This is a genomic window from Brevundimonas sp. ALps5 (assembly GCF_058681645.1).
Genome location: NZ_CM178744.1, coordinates 1090240 through 1107160 on the forward strand (window position 1 = coordinate 1090240; position 16921 = coordinate 1107160).

Consider the following 16921-nt stretch of genomic DNA (forward strand, 5'->3'; position numbering starts at 1 on the left):
ACCTGGTCCCTAGTCCCTGGTCCCTTCCACATCAATCCAGCGCGCAGATGTCGGGCAGGCCGCGCAGGGCGCCGGCGTTGTCGAGGCCGTAGCCGACGAGGAAGCGGTTGGGCGCGTGCCAGCCGACGAAGTTCGGCTCGGGCGCGTCGGGCAGGGGGAAGGGCTTGCGGGCGAAGACGCAGGTGAAGACCTCGGTCGCCCCCTTCTCCCTGGCGATCCGCACCGCCTCGGCCAGCGACAGGCCGGTGTCGAAGACGTCATCCAGGATCAGGACCTTGCGGCCCTCCAGCGAGCGCTGGAAGTTCGCATAGGTGTCGATGCGGCCCCGGCTGGTCTTTTCATCGCCGTAGGAGGCGAGCCACAGGGCGTCGAAGCGGACGTGGCGGCCGATGCGCGACAGGGCCCGGGTCAGGTCGGCGGCGAACCACAGCCCCCCGGTCAGCAACACCGCCGCGACGGTCTCGTCGTCGATGACGGGCGCGATCTCTTCGGCGAGACGCGCGACCACCTGGGCGATCTCGGCCTCGGACAGCAGGATTTCGGGTTTGGCGGGCGTCGGGGAGGAAGGGTCAGCCATGATGCGAAGCGGATACCGCCCCGCCATGGCCCTTGTCCACAGGCGCACTGCTCACCGGATGGGCGTCGACCGGCGGCAGGGCCGGGCTGGAGGCGCCGTGATCGATCGTCGTGCGCAGGCCGCTATGGGCCGCGTCGCCCGTCAGGGGGGCGGGTCCGTGGCCGGCGGCGGTCGCCGCCTCGCCCTGAGGGGCCGGAGCGTGGTCGTCGCCGTGAGCCGCCTCGGTCGCCGCCGGCGCAGCGTGGTCATCGCCGTGAGCCGGGGCGCCGTGAGCCGGAGCCGCATGTTCATCCTCGCCGTGGGCGGCCTTCGCGGCCTTGCCCTTGGGCTGGGCGACGAAATCGACGCCGACGCCGGCGCCGCGCGCGCCCGGATCAGGAATGACGACGGCGAAGCCCTGGACCCCGCCCGGCAGGACCGGGGCGGCGTCGATCTCGACGATGGCATGGCCGATCTCGGCGCCGTGGGCGTCCAGCAGGGCGACGCGGACCGGCGGGGCCACGACCTCCTTGTCGCGCACGTTCCTCAGGGCGCCGGAGACCACGACCTTGTTCGGATCATTGGGCAGGGCCTTGGCGCCGACGGCCTCGAACTGCAGGCCGACGGGGTTCACGGGCGAGCCGACCATGGCGTAAGCGGCGGCGGCGCGGGGATAGAGTTCGACGACCTCGACCCGGAACAGCCAGGCGGCGCCCAGGATGGCGACGAAGACGCTGGCCAGACCCGCCCAGACGGCGCCGTGGGTGGCGGCGCGGCGGACGCGGCGCTGTTCCTCCGCGCGGGCCCGGAAGGCCTTGGGCAGCTCGGGCGCCGGGGTGTCGGCGAGGCTCTCGGGCGCCTCCTCCCGCTTGCCGAAGCCGGCAGCGGTTCCCCCTGCCGATCCATTGGCGACCATGTCGACCAGAGCGGCCTCGGGCGGGGCGGTCAGCTCAAGCGGTTCGTCGGCCAGGGAGGCGTGCCAGACATGGGCGCAGGTCTTGCAACGGACCTTGCGGCCATTGGGCCCGATGGCCTCGTCAGGCGTGAAATAGCTGGTGGCGCAGGACGGACAGGTCAGTATCATATGGTCTGACTGCGGGGCGCGATCCGCCCCCTCCCGTCGAGGCGCGCGCGCCCCGGTCCCAAAGAAAATCGATGCCTGCTCCGTCCCGCCGCGCCGCCGCTGCCGAATCCGCGCCCGAAACCGTCCGCCTGAGCGGCGTGGGTTTCGGCTATGCCGATTCGCCCGAGGTGCTTCGGGACGTTAACCTCATTCTGCCGCGTGGCTCTTTCCACTTCCTTACCGGGCCGTCGGGAGCCGGGAAGTCGTCGCTGCTGCGGCTTCTGACCCTCGCCGAGCGCCCGACCGAGGGCCGGATCGGTCTGTTCGGGCAGGACGTCACCGACATCAGCCGCTCGGCGGCCCCGGCCCTGAGGCGGCGGATGGGCGTGGTCTTCCAGGACTTCCGCCTGCTGGACCATCTGGACCTGTTCGAGAACGCGGCCCTGCCGCTGCGGCTGGCCAGCCGCAAGCGCGCCGAATACGCCCCCGACGTGGAGGAGATGCTGCGCTGGGTCGGGCTGGGCGGGCGCATGGACGCCCGGCCGCCGTCCCTGTCGGGCGGGGAGAAGCAGAGGCTGGCCATCGCCCGGGCGGTGATGACCAAACCCGAGCTGATCATCGCCGACGAGCCGACGGGCAGCGTCGACAAGGCCATGGCCGACAAGCTGCTGAACCTGTTCCAGACGCTGAACAAACTGGGCGCCACGGTGCTGATCGCCAGCCACGACGAGGCCCTGGCCGAGCAGTCGGGCGCGCGCCGGCTGCGGCTGGATCGCGGCCGCCTGACGGGGGGCGTCTAGATGAAGGCCAGCTTCCCCGGTCGGTCGCCCGGCCTGTTGCCCCGTGATGCGGCGGGCGAGACCTGGCTGGCGGCGGTGATCGCCGTCCTGTGCTTCATCGCCTGTCTGGCCTGTGTGGGGGCGGTCGCCGCCGACCGCGCCGCCCATGGCTGGGCGGGTCAGCTGCGCGCCGAGGCGACGGTGCAGGTGCGCCCGCGCGTCGGCGAGACGGGTCTGGCCGCCGCCGGCCGCGCCGCCGAGACCCTGTCCAGCGTGCCGGGCGTGTCCGAGGCCGCCGTCATGGACCGCAAGACCGCCGAGGATCTGCTGCGGCCCTGGCTGGGCGAGGCCGTCCTGCCGGACCTGCCTCTGCCCTTCCTCGTCACCGTGCGACTGGATCCGAAGGCGCCCGCCAGTTCCGTGGTGCTGAGCCGGGCCCTGGCCGAGGCCGGTCTGGACGCCAGCGTCGACGATCACGCCCTGTGGCGCGGCGAGGTCGAGCGGTCGGCCGGTCTGATCACCGCCCTCAGTCTCGCGGGCTTCCTCCTGATCGCCTGCGCGGCGGCGGCGGCCATCGTCTACGCCACGCGGGCGGGACTTCAGGCCCAGCGCGGCGTGATCGAGACCTTGAGCCTGTCGGGCGCCACCGAGGGCTATATCGCCGGCCTGTTCCAGACCCGGTTCGGACTGCTGGCCGCGGGCGCGGGGGCCAGCGGGGCGGTCGCGGCGGCCCTGTTGATCGCGGCGCTTCGCGCGCTCGGCGGCCCTGGCGGACTGACGACCGCCCTCCCCATGGCCTGGGGCGACATCCTGCTGCTCTCGCCATGTCCGCTGCTGGCGGGTACGGTGGCGCTTGTCGCGGCCAGAATCGCGGCCCAAACGACCCTTGCCCGAGGCGCCCTTGGCGGACGCCGTTCACGACGATAGGAGGTTCAGATGAAGTTTCTGACGCTTATCGGCGTTGTCGCCCTGCTGTGGCTGGTCGGACTGTTTGTCTTCGCCGACCGGGTGCGGGGACTGACCCCGGCCCCCGAGCCCGAGCGCGCCGACGCCATCGTGGCCCTGACCGGTCCCTCGGCCGAGCGGGTGAACGCGGCCATCCGCCTGCTGGAACATGACAAGGGCGACCGGGTGCTGATCTCGGGCGTCAATCCGGAGGTCCGGCGTCAGGAGCTGCGCGCCCTCACCCCCGGCTCGGACAAGCTGTTCAACTGCTGCGTCGACCTGGGCTTCGAGGCCGAGAACACCGTGGGCAACGCCCAGGAAATCGCCGCCTGGGCCAAATCCCACGACTACAAGACCCTGATCGTGGTGACCTCGGATTATCACATGCCCCGCTCGCTGGTGCTGATCCACAGCGTGGCGCCGGGCATCAAGCTGACCCCCTATGCGGTCGAGACGCCGTCGCTGGACAATTCCCGCTGGTGGAAGGCCGCCGTCACGGCGCGGCGGATGACGCTGGAATATATGAAATACCTCGCCGTTCTGGGCCGCGAGGGCCTGCATCGCCTGACGGGCAAGCATCCCGAGCGGGATCCGGTCTTCCCGGGTTCGACCGCGACGTCCGAAGCCTCTCCGGAGAAGGCCGGTTGATTACCCTGCGTTCGCTGCTGTTCACCCTGTGGCTCTATCTGTCGATGCCGCTCTTCGCGGTCGGCCTGTCCCCCGCCCTGCTGATGCCCGTGCCGGTGGCGCTGAAGGTCGTTCGCGCCTGGGCAAAATTCGTGCTGTTCGGCCTGCGCCACATCGCGGGCGTGCGGGTCGAGGTGCGCGGGCTGGAGCATCGGCCCAAGGGCGCCGCCCTCGTCGCCTCCAAGCATCAGGGCATGCTGGACGTCGTGGCCCTGCTGGCCATTCTGCCCGAGCCCTGTTTCGTGCTGAAGAAGGAGCTGATGCCCCTGCCCTTCTTCGGCTGGTTCGCCTGGAAGACGAAGATGATCGCCGTCGACCGCGCAGGTCACGCCACGGCCCTGCGCGACATGACGCGCCAAGCCAAGGCCCGGCTGGCCGAGGGCCGCCAGATCATCATCTTCCCCGAAGGCACCCGCACGGCGCCCGGCGAACCCGGCCAGTACAAGCCCGGCGTCGCGGCCATCTATCGCGATCTGGAAGCGACCTGCGCCCTGGTGGCGACCAACTCGGGCGAGCACTGGCCGGCGCACGGCTTCAAACGCATCCCCGGCAAGGTGGTGTTCGAATTCCTGCCGCCCGCCCCGGCCGGCCTGAAGCGCGGGGCCTTCATGACCCTGATCGAAAGCCGCATCGAACCGGCGTCACAGGCCCTGCTCGAACGGCTGCGCTGACGCAGGCGACCGGAACAGAGGACACCCCTCTCGTCTCGATCACACCTTCGCGCTCAAGCAGCCGGCGACCGCGTCGCCGGCGTTAGCGCACTAGGATGCCGCGAACTCGCTCAAGGCGTCGATGACGGCGCGGTTCTGGTCTTCCGTGCCGACGGTGATGCGGAGCGCATTGGGCAGGCCGTAGCCGCCGACGGGGCGGACGATGATGCCCTTCGAATTCAGCCAGTCGTTGGCCGCAGCGGCGGTGTGCTTCTCGCCGTCGAACATGACGAGGACGAAGTTCCCGGCCGAGGGCAGGACGTCGAAGCCGAAGCCCCGGATCGACTGGGTCAGGCGCGGGCGCCAGGTCTGGACCAGATCGCGCGAGGCCTGCTGGTGGGCCTCGTCGCCGAGGGCGGCCTCGGCGGCGGCGAGGCCGGCGACCGAGACGTTGAACGGCAGGCGGATGCGGTCGACGGCCTGCTCCACCGCCAGCGGGGCATAGCCGAAGCCGATGCGCAGGCCGCCGAGGCCGTGGATCTTGGAGAAGGTGCGGGTGACGACGACGTTGGGCGCGTCCTTCGCCAGCGGCAGGGCCGTCTCCCAGTCACTCTCGGTGACGAACTCGGCATAGGCCTCGTCGATGACCAGAAGGACGTTTTCGGGAAGCGCCGCGTGCAGGCGGCGGATTTCCTCGCCGGTGTTGTAGCTGCCGGTCGGGTTGGACGGGTTGGAGACGTAGACGATCTTCGTCCGCTCATCGACCTGTTCCAGCAGGGCGTCGACCTCGGCCTTGAAGCCGGGCTCCGGGGCCTGTTTGACGAAGGCCTCGCAGGCCTTGGCGCTGATCTGATAGGCGAGGAAGCCGTACTGGCCGCAGACGATATTGTCCCCGGCGGTCAGATAGGTCTGGTTGAGCAGGGCGAAGACCTCGTCCGAGCCGTTGCCGAAGATCAGCCGCTCGGGCTCCAGGCCGTGGTGCTCGGCGACGGCGGCGCGCAGCTTCGTGGCGCGGCCGTCGGGGTAGATGTGGATGGTCTTGATCGCCTCGGAATAGGCCTCGCGCGCCTTCTGCCCGGCGCCCAGGGCGTTCTCGTTGGACGACAGCTTCATCGGCTCGGCGACGCCGGCGATGGCCGACTTGCCGCCCACATAGGGGGCGATGTCGAGGATGCCGGGCTTGGGGGCGGGTCCGGTGTCAGTCATTCAGCAGTCTCAGAATACGGGTGCGGCGCCGATCACGCCCTTGAGGGAGCCGGGCGCATCGATCAGCCGCCCGTCCTCGGACTGCACATAGCCCGCCAGCATGAACAGCTTCAAGCCGCCCGCCGAAACAAGGCTTTGCGCAAGGAAGCCGGAGGCTGCGAGCGCATCGGCGATCTTCGCGTCCGGATCGCGGCTGTCGGTGATCCAGAAGGTGCGGTCCTCGCCGGTCGGGCCGGAGGTCTCGTTCGAGATCAGCACCGCGCGCGGACGGCCGTGACGGTCATCAGGCAGGGCGGCGACGATGCGCAGGTCGGGCCGCGCCAGAAGCTTGCCCCACCAGGGCCGCGGTCCGTCCAGATCAATCAAGGCCCGGGCGCCGCGTCCGGCCTCGACCAGGGCGGCCTCGGCGTCGGCGGAGCTTCGGACCGGCAGGCCGAAGCGGTCGGCGGCCAGCAGATGGGCGGTCGGACCGGCGGCGAAGAGGACCGGACCGACATCGGCGGCGATCCGACCCCAGACCGCCTTGATCAGGGCGGCCTGATCGACCGTGTCGGCATGGTCCAGAAGGCCGCGCAGAGCCAGGGCCTCGGCGTCGGGACCCGCGCGGCCGCCCGCTTCGAGCCGCATCTTCAGGGCCTCGGCGAGGGCGGCGTCGAGGGCCGCGGTTTCCCCATCAAGCTCAGGCTCGATCAACACGTCAGAACAGCTTCGGCGCCGGAGCGAGGGCGAAGGGGCCGAGGAAGGTGCGGCCGTTCTTGAACACCAGGGTCAGGTCGATGTTGTCGCCGGCCCCGCCCGCGACGGCAGTGGCGGCGGCCGCCCCCATGGCGCCGGCCTGATTGACCGCGCCGGAGTTGGAGCGCGCCAGACCGGCGATGGCCGGCAATGGCTTCTCGGCCTTGAGCGCCAGCTGGCCCTGCAGGCGACCATCGGGCTGGGCCGACAGCAGGTCGCTGGACAGGACGGCGCGGCTGTCGCCCGCCTGAAGCTCGCCGCGCACCCGGGTGAAGCGGCCGCCGCCCCGGGTCCAGGCGCCGAAGATGCCCGCGGCGTCAGCGCCCGACAGCTGGTCGGCGTGTTCGATGACGGTCTCGATCTGGGCGCTGAGCATGCCGTTGCGGGTCATGCCCTCGACCGGGCCGTGCGGACGCCCCTCGGCGTCGACGAGGCGGAACAGCATGTCGACGCTGGTCTCGACGCCCGGCGTCCCCGCCGGCGCCAGATGCGGCCGCAGATAGAGCTGGATCAATTTCGCGCGCGAGATCGGGAAGGGCTCGGCGCCGGGCAGGATGGTGAACTCGGGCTTCGCCAGTTCGATCGCCACATTCGGCCAGCGCTGGGTCAGGCCGTGGATGCTCATGCGGATGGCTTCGCCGCGCACGGCGACCTTGCCCTTGCCCGCCCGGGTGACGGTCAGGCCGTGCGGCGCGATCAGCACCCATTTGTCGGGGTTCCAGGCCGTGGCCTGGGCGACCAGCTGCGGTCCGGCGACCCCGTGCCCTGACGGCGCATCGAACGACACATGGTCGGCCTCAGCCCGAAGCCGGAACGGCCAGCCGCTCATGCTCAGCTTCGTATAGGTCACCTGCCATCCGGCGGCGCGCATCCCGTCGACCTGGGCCTCCAGCCGCGTCTTCACCTGATCGGCGAGGTAGAACCACCAGACGCTCCAGCCCGCCATCACGATCAGCAGCAGGATGAAGGGGCCGAACAGGCCGGCGCGGCTGTGCTTTTTCGGGGGTGCGGTGTCGCTCATGAGGTCCTGTTACAGCAGAGGCGTCGGGAAATGAACGCTTCACACGCCCGCTCGCCTCAGGCCTGATTGAGGATCAGAGCATGGATTTCGTCGCTCGACAGCACAGGGTCGGGCCGCGTCAGGCACTCCCATTCGACCTCTGGCATTCCGGCGAGACACGCCTTCAGTTCCCCCATGCGCGGAACGTCGCGACCTCGCGCCAGGGTCCAGGCATGGCGTTGGGCCTCGTTCCGACGCCCGGCCTTGAGCAGAACCTCCAACAAGACCCGATGAGCATCAAGCCGGCCCGGCGTCCGCCGCACCCCGGTCCTGGCGCAAGCGATCGCCTCCTCCCATCTCCCCCGGCCAGCCCAGGCGTGGGCGGCGAGGCCGAAGAACTGCCGCCGTTCACCGAAGAACTCTCCGGCTCGCGCCATCAGGGCGGAAAATCCGGCGTCATCCCCCGTCTGGACGCAGCGCTCGAATGCGCGCCGCCAGAACTCCGCAAACCCGGGCGACAAGGCCAGCAGCCGTTCCAGAGCCAGGGCTGCAAGCCCTCCATCCTGGTGAGCTGTCGCGGCCAGGGACAACACGTTCCAGGTCTGGGTGTCTTGCGGGAACAGCCGGCGCGCCCTGTCCGCATTCTCCATCACCCAGCCCCAATCCGACCGTTCCGCCCGCCCCAGAAACTCGGCATAGAACGGGTAGTCTCCGTCCCAATCGGCGCCGAAAGCCGTTTGCCGCGATCGCGGAACGGGGTGGCAGCTGGTGAAATTGATGCCTTCCCCACAGGCCAGCTGACGGGTGACTTCCCCGATGGCGACCGGATCGCATCCGGGAAGGCGAAGGGCGAAGTCGGACAGCATCGCCGCGTTAAGGCGCGCGCCGGGATGCAGGGCGCTGTGAAACAGCGGCTCGCGCCGCCCGACGGTCAGCATCATCCCGGCATAGTCCGTCTGGGCCCCGGACTGGCGCTGGCAGGCCCGAACTGCATCGACGTCCGCCTCGAACAGCGCCTCCGGCGACTGCTCGACCCCGTAGTGCCGCTGGAATTCCGCCGGACTCTGGGCGAAAAACTGGAGCTGCGGAAACCGGATCACGGCCTCCACATCGCCGTTCCACGGCCTGGCATGGTCCGGAGGCGCCAGGGCCACCTGTTCGCCGCTCACCACGGGTCTGCCGGCGTCGCGGGCTTCGCGGACCAGGGCCATCGCCTCGGCCTCATCTACAAAGACGCAGGCCTTGCCTCCCCAAGCCGGGATAAACCCCAGATCGCTGCCGACGACGCAGGCTTCAGCCAGACCGGAATGGCGTAGAACGGCCGCCAGGAAGTGGGCCTGACAGTTTCCTTCGACCAGAGCCAGAGGCCGCTGTTCGCCGCCGGGCATCTAGGCGCTCCCGGCCGCGAGGGAAGAGACCTCCTCGCCCAAGAACCCCTTCGTCAGCTCCACCGCCTCGACCAGCCCCATGCGCATGACCTCGGCGCCAGGGGGCAGGCTGGCGAACAGGCGGGTCGGGGTGGCGGCGTCGAGCATGACGAAGACCCCCTTGTCGTCGGCGCGACGGATCAGGCGGCCGAAGGCCTGGGCGATGCGGGCGCGGGCGAGGCTGTCGTCATAGCCGCGACCGGCGGCGCTCTCGCCCCCGAACTTCAGCCGCCGCGCCTTGTGCAGCAGGTCGGGCCGCGGCCAGGGCACGCGGTCGAAGGCGAGCAGACGAAGCGACCGGCCGGGCACGTCCACGCCATCCCGGACCGCATCGGTGCCCAGCAGACAGCTGTCCTGCTCGGCGCGGAAGATGTCGACCAGGGCGCCGACCTCCAGCGGATCGACGTGCTGGGCGTAGAGGGGATAGCCGGCCTTGGCCAGGTCCGGGCCCAGCCGCTCATAGACCGCCTTCAGACGCCGGATGGCGGTGAACAGGCCGAGCGACCCGCCGCCCGCCGCGAGGAAGAGTTCGCGCATCGCCGCCGCCGTCTGGCGCGGATCGTCCTTGGCCACGTCGGTGACGACGATGACCCGGCTGTTGGCCTCATAGTCGAAGGGACTCTCGACCTTCAGCGTGCGCGGCGGCTCGATCAGCCGGGCCGAGCCGGTGCGCATCCGGGCCATGTCGAACTGGTCGCCCCCCGCCGCCGCCGCGATGGGGTCGCTGAGCGTCGCACTGGTCACCAGCACGCCATGCGAGGGCAGGATGACGGCGGCCTCCAGCGGCACGGTCGGATCGATCCAGTGGCGGCGCAGGGCCACGTCGTGGATACGGCCGAAGGCGGTCTCGACCGACAGCCAGTCGACGAAGTCCGGATCCTGTTCGTCCCCGCCTTCCTGAAGGGCGGCCAGCATGGAGCGCCAGCCCGGCAGGGTCATGCGGGCCCGGCGGTCGAGACCCCGCAGCGCGCCCTCGATCCGCGCCCGGGCCGAGGGTTCGAGCTCGGCGGATTCCTCGTCGAGGATGTCTTCCAGATGCCGGGCCAGGGCCAACAGCGGCGCCTCCAGAGCGGCGATGGCCTGGGCGGCGCCGCGCGCGGTTTCCAGCAGGGGCTCGGTCGCCGGGCGAACGGCGCATTCGGTGCCGAACTCCGATGACGCCGAAGACGCGGCCTCCGACGTCCGGGCGCGAATCTGCTCCAGCGCCGCCATGAGGAATTGTTCGATCGGGCCGACGGGGTTCACCTCGCCCGAGGGCGGGGCGATGCGGCCCGAGATGCCCTCGCCCGGGAAGGCGGCGGCGGCGCGGATGGCGTCCTGCAGCGCCTTCCGCGCGGCGCTGTCGTCGCCGACCAGATCGCCGAGCCGCTGCTCCAGCCCGCGCCCCCGACGCCCCCGGCCTTCGGGACCACGGATCCAACGGCGCAGCTCGGCGGCCTCCTGACCCGAAAGGCAGGCGGAGAAGGCGCTGTCGGCCGCGTCGAACAGATGGTGGCCCTCGTCAAAGACGATGCGCTTCAGGGCGGCGGTCTCCCCGTCCTGCTTCAGGCCGCGCGCCGACCGGGCGCCGTCGAAGGCCGCCTGGGTCATGACCAGCGCATGGTTGGCGACGACGAGGTCGGCCTTGCGGCTGGCGCGGATGGTCTTTTCGACGAAACAGGTGCGGTAGTGGGGGCAGGCCGCATGGACGCATTCGCCGCGCCGGTCGACGAGGTTGGCGGCCGAGGCCTGATTACTCTGGGGCGTGGCGAACAGGCCGGGCAGCCAGCCGGGGAAGTCCCCGCCGGTCATATCGCCGTCGCGGGTGTGCAGCGCCCAGCGGCTGGTCAGGGCGAGACCGATCAGGTCGCCGTTCCCCAGCTGGGCCGCCTGAACCATGTCCTGAAGGTTCAGAAGGCAGAGGTAGTTTTCGCGGCCCTTGCGCACGACCGTCTTGCGCTTGCGCTCGGTGGGGTCAGGCCAGAGGCTGGCGCTCTCGCGGTCGATCTGACGCTGCAGGGCCCGGGTATAGGTCGAGACCCAGGCGGCGCCCTGATTGCGCTCGGCCCAGACGGAGGCGGGCGCGAGGTAGCCGAGGGTCTTGCCGGTGCCGGTCCCCGCCTCGGCCAGAAGCACGCGCGGGCGGCCTTCTTCGTTGCGCGGCGAGAAGGCGTAGGCGGCCTCGGCGGCATAGTCGGACTGGGTCGGGCGGGTCTCGTCCAGACCCGAGGCCTGAAGCAGCTTGGCCAGACGGATGCGGGCGCTTTCGGAATCGACCGGGGCGGAACCCGCATCGCCGCGTGGCGCCTCGTCCTCCCACTCCGGCAGGCGCGACCAGGCGTCCAGGCCGGAGCCTCTGTAGCGGCGGTCGCGCATCGGATTGTGCTGCAACGCCCCCGCCACTCGCCATGCCCAGCCCCAGGCGCCGGCCCCCCCGCCTCCAGCGGCCTTGCCCAGCGTCTCGACCAGGGTGAAGGCCTCCTCCCGACCCGGGTAGGCGGGATCGGCCAGTTCGCGCAGCAGGGCGCCGGCGGCGTGACGCAGGGCCTCGGCCTGGGCCTCCGCCCCCTTGGGCTCCGACAGGCCGAGCGCGAGGGCCAGACCACTCGGCGACGGGGCGCAGAAGCGGGCGGGCCGGACGAAGGCGTAGAGCTCCAGCACATCGAGGATGTCGGCCGAACGCGGCGGCGCGGCGAGACCCAGACGGCGCGCGGTCAGGCTGGCGTGGGCGACCATGACCGGAGCGGTGGTGAAGACGCCCTCTGCGGCTCCACGGCCGATCTTCCTTGCCCCCTCGTCGTCGCAGATCGCCCCGGCGCCCGGCGGCACGGCCAGCGCCGGCGGCAGGGCCAGCCAGGCCTCGGCGCCGGTCACGGAAGGATGGGTGATGACGGATTCGCCTGACACCACCCCTAGATAGCGATTCCGGCCCGGAAACGGAACGGGAACACGCAAAGACGGACACGCGCGCCCTTTCCTCGCCGCGCCCCCCTGCTATGACGGATCGAAATGGCCGCTCCCGAAACTCCCGCCGAAACCTTCAAACGCGCCCTGGCCCATGCGGCCCGGGCCCTGGCCGAGCAATCGGAGCTGGAGGTCGTGTTCGGCTCGGACGGGCCGAAGCTGGCGAACGGCGTCCTGACCCTGCCGCATCCGCCGCGCGACCCGTCGGGGCCGGACAGCGCCACGGTCCGGGGCCAGGCCGACCGGCTGGCCCTGCGTCTGGCCAATCACGACCCGGCCGTGAACGCGAAACTGCGCCCATCCGACAGCCAGGCCGCCGAGGTTTTCGACGCGGTCGAACAGGCGCGGGTCGAGGCGGTGGGATCGAACGCCCTCGCCGGGGTCCGGGCCAATATGAACGCGGCCCTGCTGACCCGGCTGGAACGAATGGGCGCCCTGCGCGCCGAGGCCGAGCGGGTGCCGATGGCCGAGGCCGTGGCCCTGCTGGTGCGCGAACGGATCACCGGCCAGCGCAATCCTGACGGGGCCGGCGCCATGCTCGATCTGGTGCGCCCCAATCTGGAAGCCAAGGCCGGCGCCCAGTTCGACAAACTGGCCGCGGTCGCAGAGGATCAGGCCGCCTTCGGCAAGGTGCTCAAGGAGGTGCTGCGCGCCCTGGAGCTCGACCCCGGCGACGGCAAGGGCGACGACGCGTCCGAGGATCAGGGCGACGAGGAACCCGATCCGCAGGACCCTGACGCCAACGACGATCAGGACGAGGAAGAGGACGACGGCGGCGGCGAAGGCGGTCAGTCGATGGACGGCTCCTCCGACGACCAGGCCGCCGAGGAGGAGCGCGACAGCCGCCCCGACGGAGCGCCCGCCGAGATGGACGGCGACGCCACGGACGACGGCCCGGAACTGTCGGAGGGCGACCTGCCCAACCGTCAGCAGACGGCCGACGACGGCCGGACCATCGACGCCTACCGCGTCTTCACCACCGCCTTCGACGAGACGGTGGACGCCGCCGACCTGTGCGATCCGAACGAGCTGGAACGGCTGCGGTCGTTGCTCGACCAGCAGCTGACAGCCCTGTCCTCGATCGTGGCGCGGCTGGCCAACAAGCTGCAGCGGCGTCTGATGGCCCAGCAGAACCGCACCTGGACCTTCGACCTCGAGGAGGGGGTGCTGGACACGGCCCGCCTGACCCGGGTGATCACCGATCCGACCAGCCCGCTCAGTTTCAAGGCCGAGAGCGAGAGCCCGTTCCGGGACACGGTCGTGACCCTGCTGCTCGACAACTCCGGCTCGATGCGCGGGCGGCCGATCATGGTGGCGGCGGTCTGCGCCGACGTCCTGGCGCGGACGCTGGAGCGGTGCGGGGTCAAGGTCGAGATCCTCGGTTTCACCACCCGGGCGTGGAAGGGCGGCCAGTCGCGCGAGGCCTGGATCACCGCCGGCAAGCCGCCCATGCCCGGCCGCCTGAACGACCTGCGCCACATCATCTACAAGGCCGCCGATGCGCCCTGGCGCCGGGCCAAGAAGAACCTCGGCCTGATGATGCGTGAGGGGCTGCTCAAGGAAAACATCGACGGCGAGGCCCTGACATGGGCGCACGACCGGCTGCGGTCGCGCACCGAGGCGCGCCAGATCCTGATGGTCATCTCCGACGGCTCGCCGGTCGACGATTCCACGCAGAGCGCCAACGCCGCCCTCTATCTGGACAAGCATCTGCGCCAGGTGATCGAGCGGATCGAGACCCAGAGCCCGGTCGAGCTGATCGCCATCGGCATCGGCCACGACGTGACCCGCTGGTATCGCCGCGCCGTGACCATCGTCGACGTCGAACAGCTGGGCGGGGTCATGATCGAGAAGCTGGCCGAACTGTTCGAGACCGAGCCGAAGGCGGCGACGCGCAAGGCCGGAACTGGCCGCGATCCTGCACGACGGGCGGCATGAATCCTCAAATGAAGCGTCTGCTCGTGGTCTGGGGCGTGATGACCCTGACCGCCTGTTCGGGCTCGATGGGCGTGCCGCGCCCCTATGTCCCGGCGGTCGGCGGCTGGATCCCGGAAGAGGCGACGATCAAGCCCGTGGGTCTGGGCCTGCCCGGCGGAGCGATGCTGGCGCCCGGCGTGGTCTTCGCCGGCGGGATCGAGATCGTGGCCCCGGTCGGGTCGCCCCTGCACAGTCTGTCGGACCTGAAGCTGACCGGCGACGGCGGCTTCGTCACCGTGTCCGACGTCGGCGATCTGGTCCGGGCCGAGCTCAGGCTGGACGCGCAAGGGCGGCTGACCGGAATCGACGGCGCCCGCACCCGCCGCCTGACCCTGGCCGACGGCACACCGATCCAGGACAAGTTCGAGGGCGATTCCGAGGGCCTGGCCCTGCTGGACGACGGCGAGCTTCTGGTCAGTTTCGAGCGCGACCACCGTATCTGGAACTATGGTCCCCTGGCCGCCCTTCGCGACCCGGTCCCGGCGGCCAGGCCCGACTTCCCCTTCCCCGAGAACGACGGGATGGAGGGACTGACGGCCGCGCCGCACGGCTGGCGGGTCAACGGCGAGAGCGGCGGGGTCTGGGACTGCACGCCGGGCGGCTGCACGGTGGTGACGGCGCCGCCGACGCCGCTTCTGCGCGACAGCGACTACCGGATCACCGGCATGGACAGGGACCCGCAGGGTGGCTGGTTCGTGGTGCAGCGCTCCTACGCCCCGCCGATCGACGCCCGTGCGCGGGTGCGGCGGATGACGGCGGACGGAACGCTCGGCCCCGTCCTGGTCGAGCTGAAACTGCCCGGCACCACCGACAATTTCGAGGGCATAGCCGCCGAGACCCGCAGTGGACCGGGCGGCGAGCGGACGCGGATCTACATCCTGTCTGACGACAACTTCAGCGCGGCCCAGCGGACCCTGATGCTGGCCTTCGACGTGACGCCGACGGCGACTCCGTCAGCGCACTGAATCGTCGCTGAACTCAGCCTTGCGGCGGGGTTCGGGCGCCCTGCATCCGGCGCAGCATGTCCCGACCTTCGGCGCGTTCGGCCTCGGTCTGCACCGCGCTGCGGCAACGGCGGATGGGGAAGCGGGTGCCGGTGACCTGCTCGTTGCGGCAGATCATGCGCGGTTGTTGGGGTTCGGCCGTCGTCGTCGGCGCCACGGCCTCCGCGGCCGCGGGCGTTTCGTTGGCGGCCGGGGCGGGCATGACGGGCATCGGGTTGGTCATGCCGCCGGTTTGGGCGGGCACGGTCTGCACGAGGGCGGCGAGGGCGAGAGCGACGGCGAGCATGCGAGACTCCAGACTGGAACCATGATGGGGGAGTTAGTCTGCCCCCATCATGCATGAGTTGTGCTGCGGCGCAATATCGCCTGCAACGACCGCGAAGCCGGTCTGCTCAGTCGCGCACTTCCACGGTGCGGCACTGACGAACCGGGAAGCGTTGACCGGTCACCTCGACATAGCGGCACTGCTGGCGGGTGCGGGGTGCGGGCTCGGCGGCGGGCTCCGGCTCGACCGCGGCCTCTTCCGCCACCGCCGCGGGAGCCGGGGCGGGCGCGGCGACGGGCGCCACAGGAGGCGTCGGCGCCGCGAGAGCGATCTGGATGGGTTGGGCCGGCGGGACGGGTTCGGAAGGCTTGGCCGGCTGCGTCTGCAGGGCGGCCACCAGAGTCAGAAGGGCGAACAACATAGGGCTGTATCCTGTTCGAAGACTGGAAAGCCCGACGATGCGCCAGTTGTTCGCAAATGCAACACAAAAATGTTGCAACTGCTCAGTTGGGGACGTCAGACGCGTTCGCTGACCTTGATCGCGACCTTGCAGCCGGCCTTGATGACCGCGCTGAGCAGGCGGTAGCCGGGCGCCTCACGGCTGCCGTGGGCGACGGCGTGGTCGTGGTGCTCCAGCTCCTCGGCGCGGAACCGCTCCAGCTCGGCGGCCAGGTCCGGATCGCGGTCCTTAAGCTCGGCGATCTGGTCGGCGTAGTGTTCCTCGATCACGCTCTCCACGGCCTCGGTGCAGGCGTGGGCGGCCTTCTCGCCCATCAGGGCCGTGCCGGCGCCCAGGGCCTGGGCCGCCAGCCGCCAGGCCGGGACCATCAGGGTCGGCCGCACCCGCCGGTCGTTCAGCAGGGCGTCGAACCGGGCCAGATGCACCGCCTCCTGATCCTGCATATGGGCGAGGTCGGCGGCGATGGCGCCCTTGCCCTTCGCCGCCTCGAAGACGGCGCGCTGGGCGCGGTAGATCTGGACGGCGGCGTATTCGCCGGCGTGGTCGACGCGCAGGATCTCGGCCATCCGGGCCCGCGACGCGCCCCGGCCCGGACGCGGCAGGGGCGGCCTTGGAACCCGAGGATGGGGGATACGGGCCTCGGTCATGACCTCAGGCCGCCTTCAGCATGGCCTCGGCGCCGTTCTTCGGAGCGCGGGCGTCCTTGGGGCGTTTGGCGGCGAGCAGGCTGAAGATGGCCAGCCCGGCCGAGATCAGGGCGTTCCAGGACGACATCGACAGGCCCAGGAACCGCCAGGTGACGGCGTCGCACATGACCACCTTGGGCGCGGGACCGGTGCCGAGCGCCAGGGCCGTCAGGCTTTCCAGACTGGCCGCCCCGCCGGCGCCCGAACAGGTCGCGGGCAGATGCCACCACTTCATCTCGCCGCCCGTATGGAAGGTCGCGGTGACGGCGCCGGTCAGGAAGACGACGAACAGCAGGAAGGCGGCGATGCGCGGCGTGCCCCGGCTGGCGCGGCTGATCACGGCCCAGAGGGTGGCGACGGCGGAGATGGCCACGGCGCCCCAGAAGACCTCGCGCTGCTTGAGGCAGAGGTTGCAGGGCGTCAGGCCCCACAGGCGCTCGGAAGCGTGGGCCGCGCCCAGCATGGCCAGCGAAATCGCCAGGGCGAAGGCGGTCCACCAGCGGGTCAGGAGGCGATAGATCTCGATCATCAGGCGACG

General features: G+C 70.8%; 17 protein-coding genes. 6 read left to right on the forward strand and 11 right to left on the reverse strand.

What is annotated here, in order from left to right:
- Positions 1-31 precede the first annotated feature (31 nt).
- Both ACW172_RS05200 and ACW172_RS05205 read right to left on the reverse strand, forming a co-directional pair.
- Entirely contained in the window at positions 32-577 is a 546-nt protein-coding gene (locus ACW172_RS05200; protein WP_492034126.1) for a phosphoribosyltransferase, read from the reverse strand.
- Positions 570-1640 (reverse strand): MJ0042-type zinc finger domain-containing protein, encoded by a 1071-nt coding sequence (locus tag ACW172_RS05205; protein ID WP_492034127.1) that lies wholly within the window; start codon positions 1638-1640, stop codon positions 570-572. The genes ACW172_RS05200 and ACW172_RS05205 overlap by 8 nt, the downstream gene beginning before the upstream one ends.
- Before the next feature lie 71 nt (positions 1641-1711).
- Here ACW172_RS05205 and ACW172_RS05210 point away from each other — a divergent pair, with 71 nt between their 5' ends.
- Genes ACW172_RS05210 through ACW172_RS05225 form a run of 4 tightly spaced genes read left to right on the forward strand, consistent with a single transcriptional unit; the run spans position 1712 to position 4701 of the window.
- Positions 1712-2419 carry a cell division ATP-binding protein FtsE gene (locus ACW172_RS05210; RefSeq protein ID WP_492034128.1) on the forward strand — a complete coding sequence of 236 codons (708 nt, stop codon included), beginning with the start codon at positions 1712-1714 and terminating at the stop codon, positions 2417-2419.
- Positions 2420-3325, forward strand: coding sequence for a cell division protein FtsX (locus tag ACW172_RS05215; protein ID WP_492034129.1), 906 nt, complete (start codon positions 2420-2422; stop codon positions 3323-3325). It abuts the gene before it with no gap.
- Between the two features lie 9 nt (positions 3326-3334).
- Positions 3335-3991, forward strand: a complete 657-nt coding sequence (locus ACW172_RS05220; RefSeq protein WP_492034130.1) for a YdcF family protein — start codon at positions 3335-3337, stop codon at positions 3989-3991.
- Positions 3988-4701, forward strand: coding sequence for a lysophospholipid acyltransferase family protein (locus tag ACW172_RS05225; protein WP_492034131.1), 714 nt, complete (start codon positions 3988-3990; stop codon positions 4699-4701). The genes ACW172_RS05220 and ACW172_RS05225 overlap by 4 nt, the downstream gene beginning before the upstream one ends.
- A 90-nt stretch (positions 4702-4791) precedes the next feature.
- Here ACW172_RS05225 and hisC read toward each other — a convergent pair whose 3' ends face one another.
- The 5 genes from hisC to ACW172_RS05250 are packed head-to-tail and all read right to left on the reverse strand — an operon-like array spanning position 4792 to position 11934.
- Entirely contained in the window at positions 4792-5886 is a 1095-nt protein-coding gene (gene hisC / locus ACW172_RS05230) for a histidinol-phosphate transaminase (protein ID WP_492034132.1), read from the reverse strand.
- 9 nt (positions 5887-5895) lie between these two features.
- Positions 5896-6582 carry a hypothetical protein gene (locus tag ACW172_RS05235; RefSeq protein ID WP_492034133.1) on the reverse strand — a complete coding sequence of 229 codons (687 nt, stop codon included), beginning with the start codon at positions 6580-6582 and terminating at the stop codon, positions 5896-5898.
- Position 6583: 1 nt separating this feature from the next.
- Positions 6584-7642: a DUF2125 domain-containing protein gene (locus ACW172_RS05240; protein WP_492034134.1), complete on the reverse strand. Its 1059-nt coding sequence runs from the start codon at positions 7640-7642 to the stop codon at positions 6584-6586.
- A 56-nt stretch (positions 7643-7698) separates the two neighbouring features.
- Positions 7699-9009, reverse strand: a complete 1311-nt coding sequence (locus ACW172_RS05245) for a hypothetical protein (protein WP_492034135.1) — start codon at positions 9007-9009, stop codon at positions 7699-7701.
- Complete coding sequence (locus ACW172_RS05250) at positions 9010-11934, reverse strand: ATP-dependent DNA helicase (protein ID WP_492034136.1); 2925 nt, start codon at positions 11932-11934, stop codon at positions 9010-9012. It lies immediately after the preceding gene.
- A gap of 102 nt (positions 11935-12036) precedes the next feature.
- Between ACW172_RS05250 and cobT the strand changes: the two genes are divergently transcribed.
- Both cobT and ACW172_RS05260 read left to right on the forward strand, forming a co-directional pair.
- Positions 12037-13929, forward strand: a complete 1893-nt coding sequence (gene cobT / locus ACW172_RS05255; RefSeq protein WP_492034137.1) for a cobaltochelatase subunit CobT — start codon at positions 12037-12039, stop codon at positions 13927-13929.
- A gap of 8 nt (positions 13930-13937) precedes the next feature.
- Positions 13938-14933, forward strand: a complete 996-nt coding sequence (locus ACW172_RS05260; RefSeq protein WP_492034138.1) for an esterase-like activity of phytase family protein — start codon at positions 13938-13940, stop codon at positions 14931-14933.
- Positions 14934-14946: 13 nt separating this feature from the next.
- Here the strand turns inward: ACW172_RS05260 and ACW172_RS05265 are convergent, their stop codons facing one another.
- The 4 genes from ACW172_RS05265 to ACW172_RS05280 form a co-directional block, all read right to left on the reverse strand.
- Entirely contained in the window at positions 14947-15258 is a 312-nt protein-coding gene (locus ACW172_RS05265) for a hypothetical protein (RefSeq protein ID WP_492034139.1), read from the reverse strand.
- Between the two features lie 106 nt (positions 15259-15364).
- Entirely contained in the window at positions 15365-15658 is a 294-nt protein-coding gene (locus tag ACW172_RS05270) for a hypothetical protein (RefSeq protein ID WP_492034140.1), read from the reverse strand.
- 95 nt (positions 15659-15753) lie between these two features.
- Positions 15754-16344, reverse strand: a complete 591-nt coding sequence (locus ACW172_RS05275; protein WP_492034141.1) for a demethoxyubiquinone hydroxylase family protein — start codon at positions 16342-16344, stop codon at positions 15754-15756.
- A gap of 4 nt (positions 16345-16348) precedes the next feature.
- Positions 16349-16912, reverse strand: a complete 564-nt coding sequence (locus ACW172_RS05280) for a disulfide bond formation protein B (protein WP_492034142.1) — start codon at positions 16910-16912, stop codon at positions 16349-16351.
- Positions 16913-16921: the final 9 nt, after the last annotated feature.

Excerpts from the sequence above, each read along its gene's own strand:
- ACW172_RS05200 (WP_492034126.1), bottom strand. The coding sequence starts at position 577 with ATGGCTGACCCTTCCTCCCCGACGCCCGCCAAACCCGAAATCCTGCTG.
- ACW172_RS05205 (WP_492034127.1), bottom strand. The coding sequence starts at position 1,640 with ATGATACTGACCTGTCCGTCCTGCGCCACCAGCTATTTCACGCCTGAC.
- ACW172_RS05210 (WP_492034128.1), top strand. The coding sequence starts at position 1,712 with ATGCCTGCTCCGTCCCGCCGCGCCGCCGCTGCCGAATCCGCGCCCGAA.
- ACW172_RS05215 (WP_492034129.1), top strand. The coding sequence starts at position 2,420 with ATGAAGGCCAGCTTCCCCGGTCGGTCGCCCGGCCTGTTGCCCCGTGAT.
- ACW172_RS05220 (WP_492034130.1), top strand. The coding sequence starts at position 3,335 with ATGAAGTTTCTGACGCTTATCGGCGTTGTCGCCCTGCTGTGGCTGGTC.
- hisC (WP_492034132.1), bottom strand. The coding sequence starts at position 5,886 with ATGACTGACACCGGACCCGCCCCCAAGCCCGGCATCCTCGACATCGCC.
- ACW172_RS05240 (WP_492034134.1), bottom strand. The coding sequence starts at position 7,642 with ATGAGCGACACCGCACCCCCGAAAAAGCACAGCCGCGCCGGCCTGTTC.
- ACW172_RS05245 (WP_492034135.1), bottom strand. The coding sequence starts at position 9,009 with ATGCCCGGCGGCGAACAGCGGCCTCTGGCTCTGGTCGAAGGAAACTGT.
- cobT (WP_492034137.1), top strand. The coding sequence starts at position 12,037 with ATGGCCGCTCCCGAAACTCCCGCCGAAACCTTCAAACGCGCCCTGGCC.
- ACW172_RS05260 (WP_492034138.1), top strand. The coding sequence starts at position 13,938 with ATGAAGCGTCTGCTCGTGGTCTGGGGCGTGATGACCCTGACCGCCTGT.
- ACW172_RS05265 (WP_492034139.1), bottom strand. The coding sequence starts at position 15,258 with ATGCTCGCCGTCGCTCTCGCCCTCGCCGCCCTCGTGCAGACCGTGCCC.
- ACW172_RS05270 (WP_492034140.1), bottom strand. The coding sequence starts at position 15,658 with ATGTTGTTCGCCCTTCTGACTCTGGTGGCCGCCCTGCAGACGCAGCCG.
- ACW172_RS05275 (WP_492034141.1), bottom strand. The coding sequence starts at position 16,344 with ATGACCGAGGCCCGTATCCCCCATCCTCGGGTTCCAAGGCCGCCCCTG.
- ACW172_RS05280 (WP_492034142.1), bottom strand. The coding sequence starts at position 16,912 with ATGATCGAGATCTATCGCCTCCTGACCCGCTGGTGGACCGCCTTCGCC.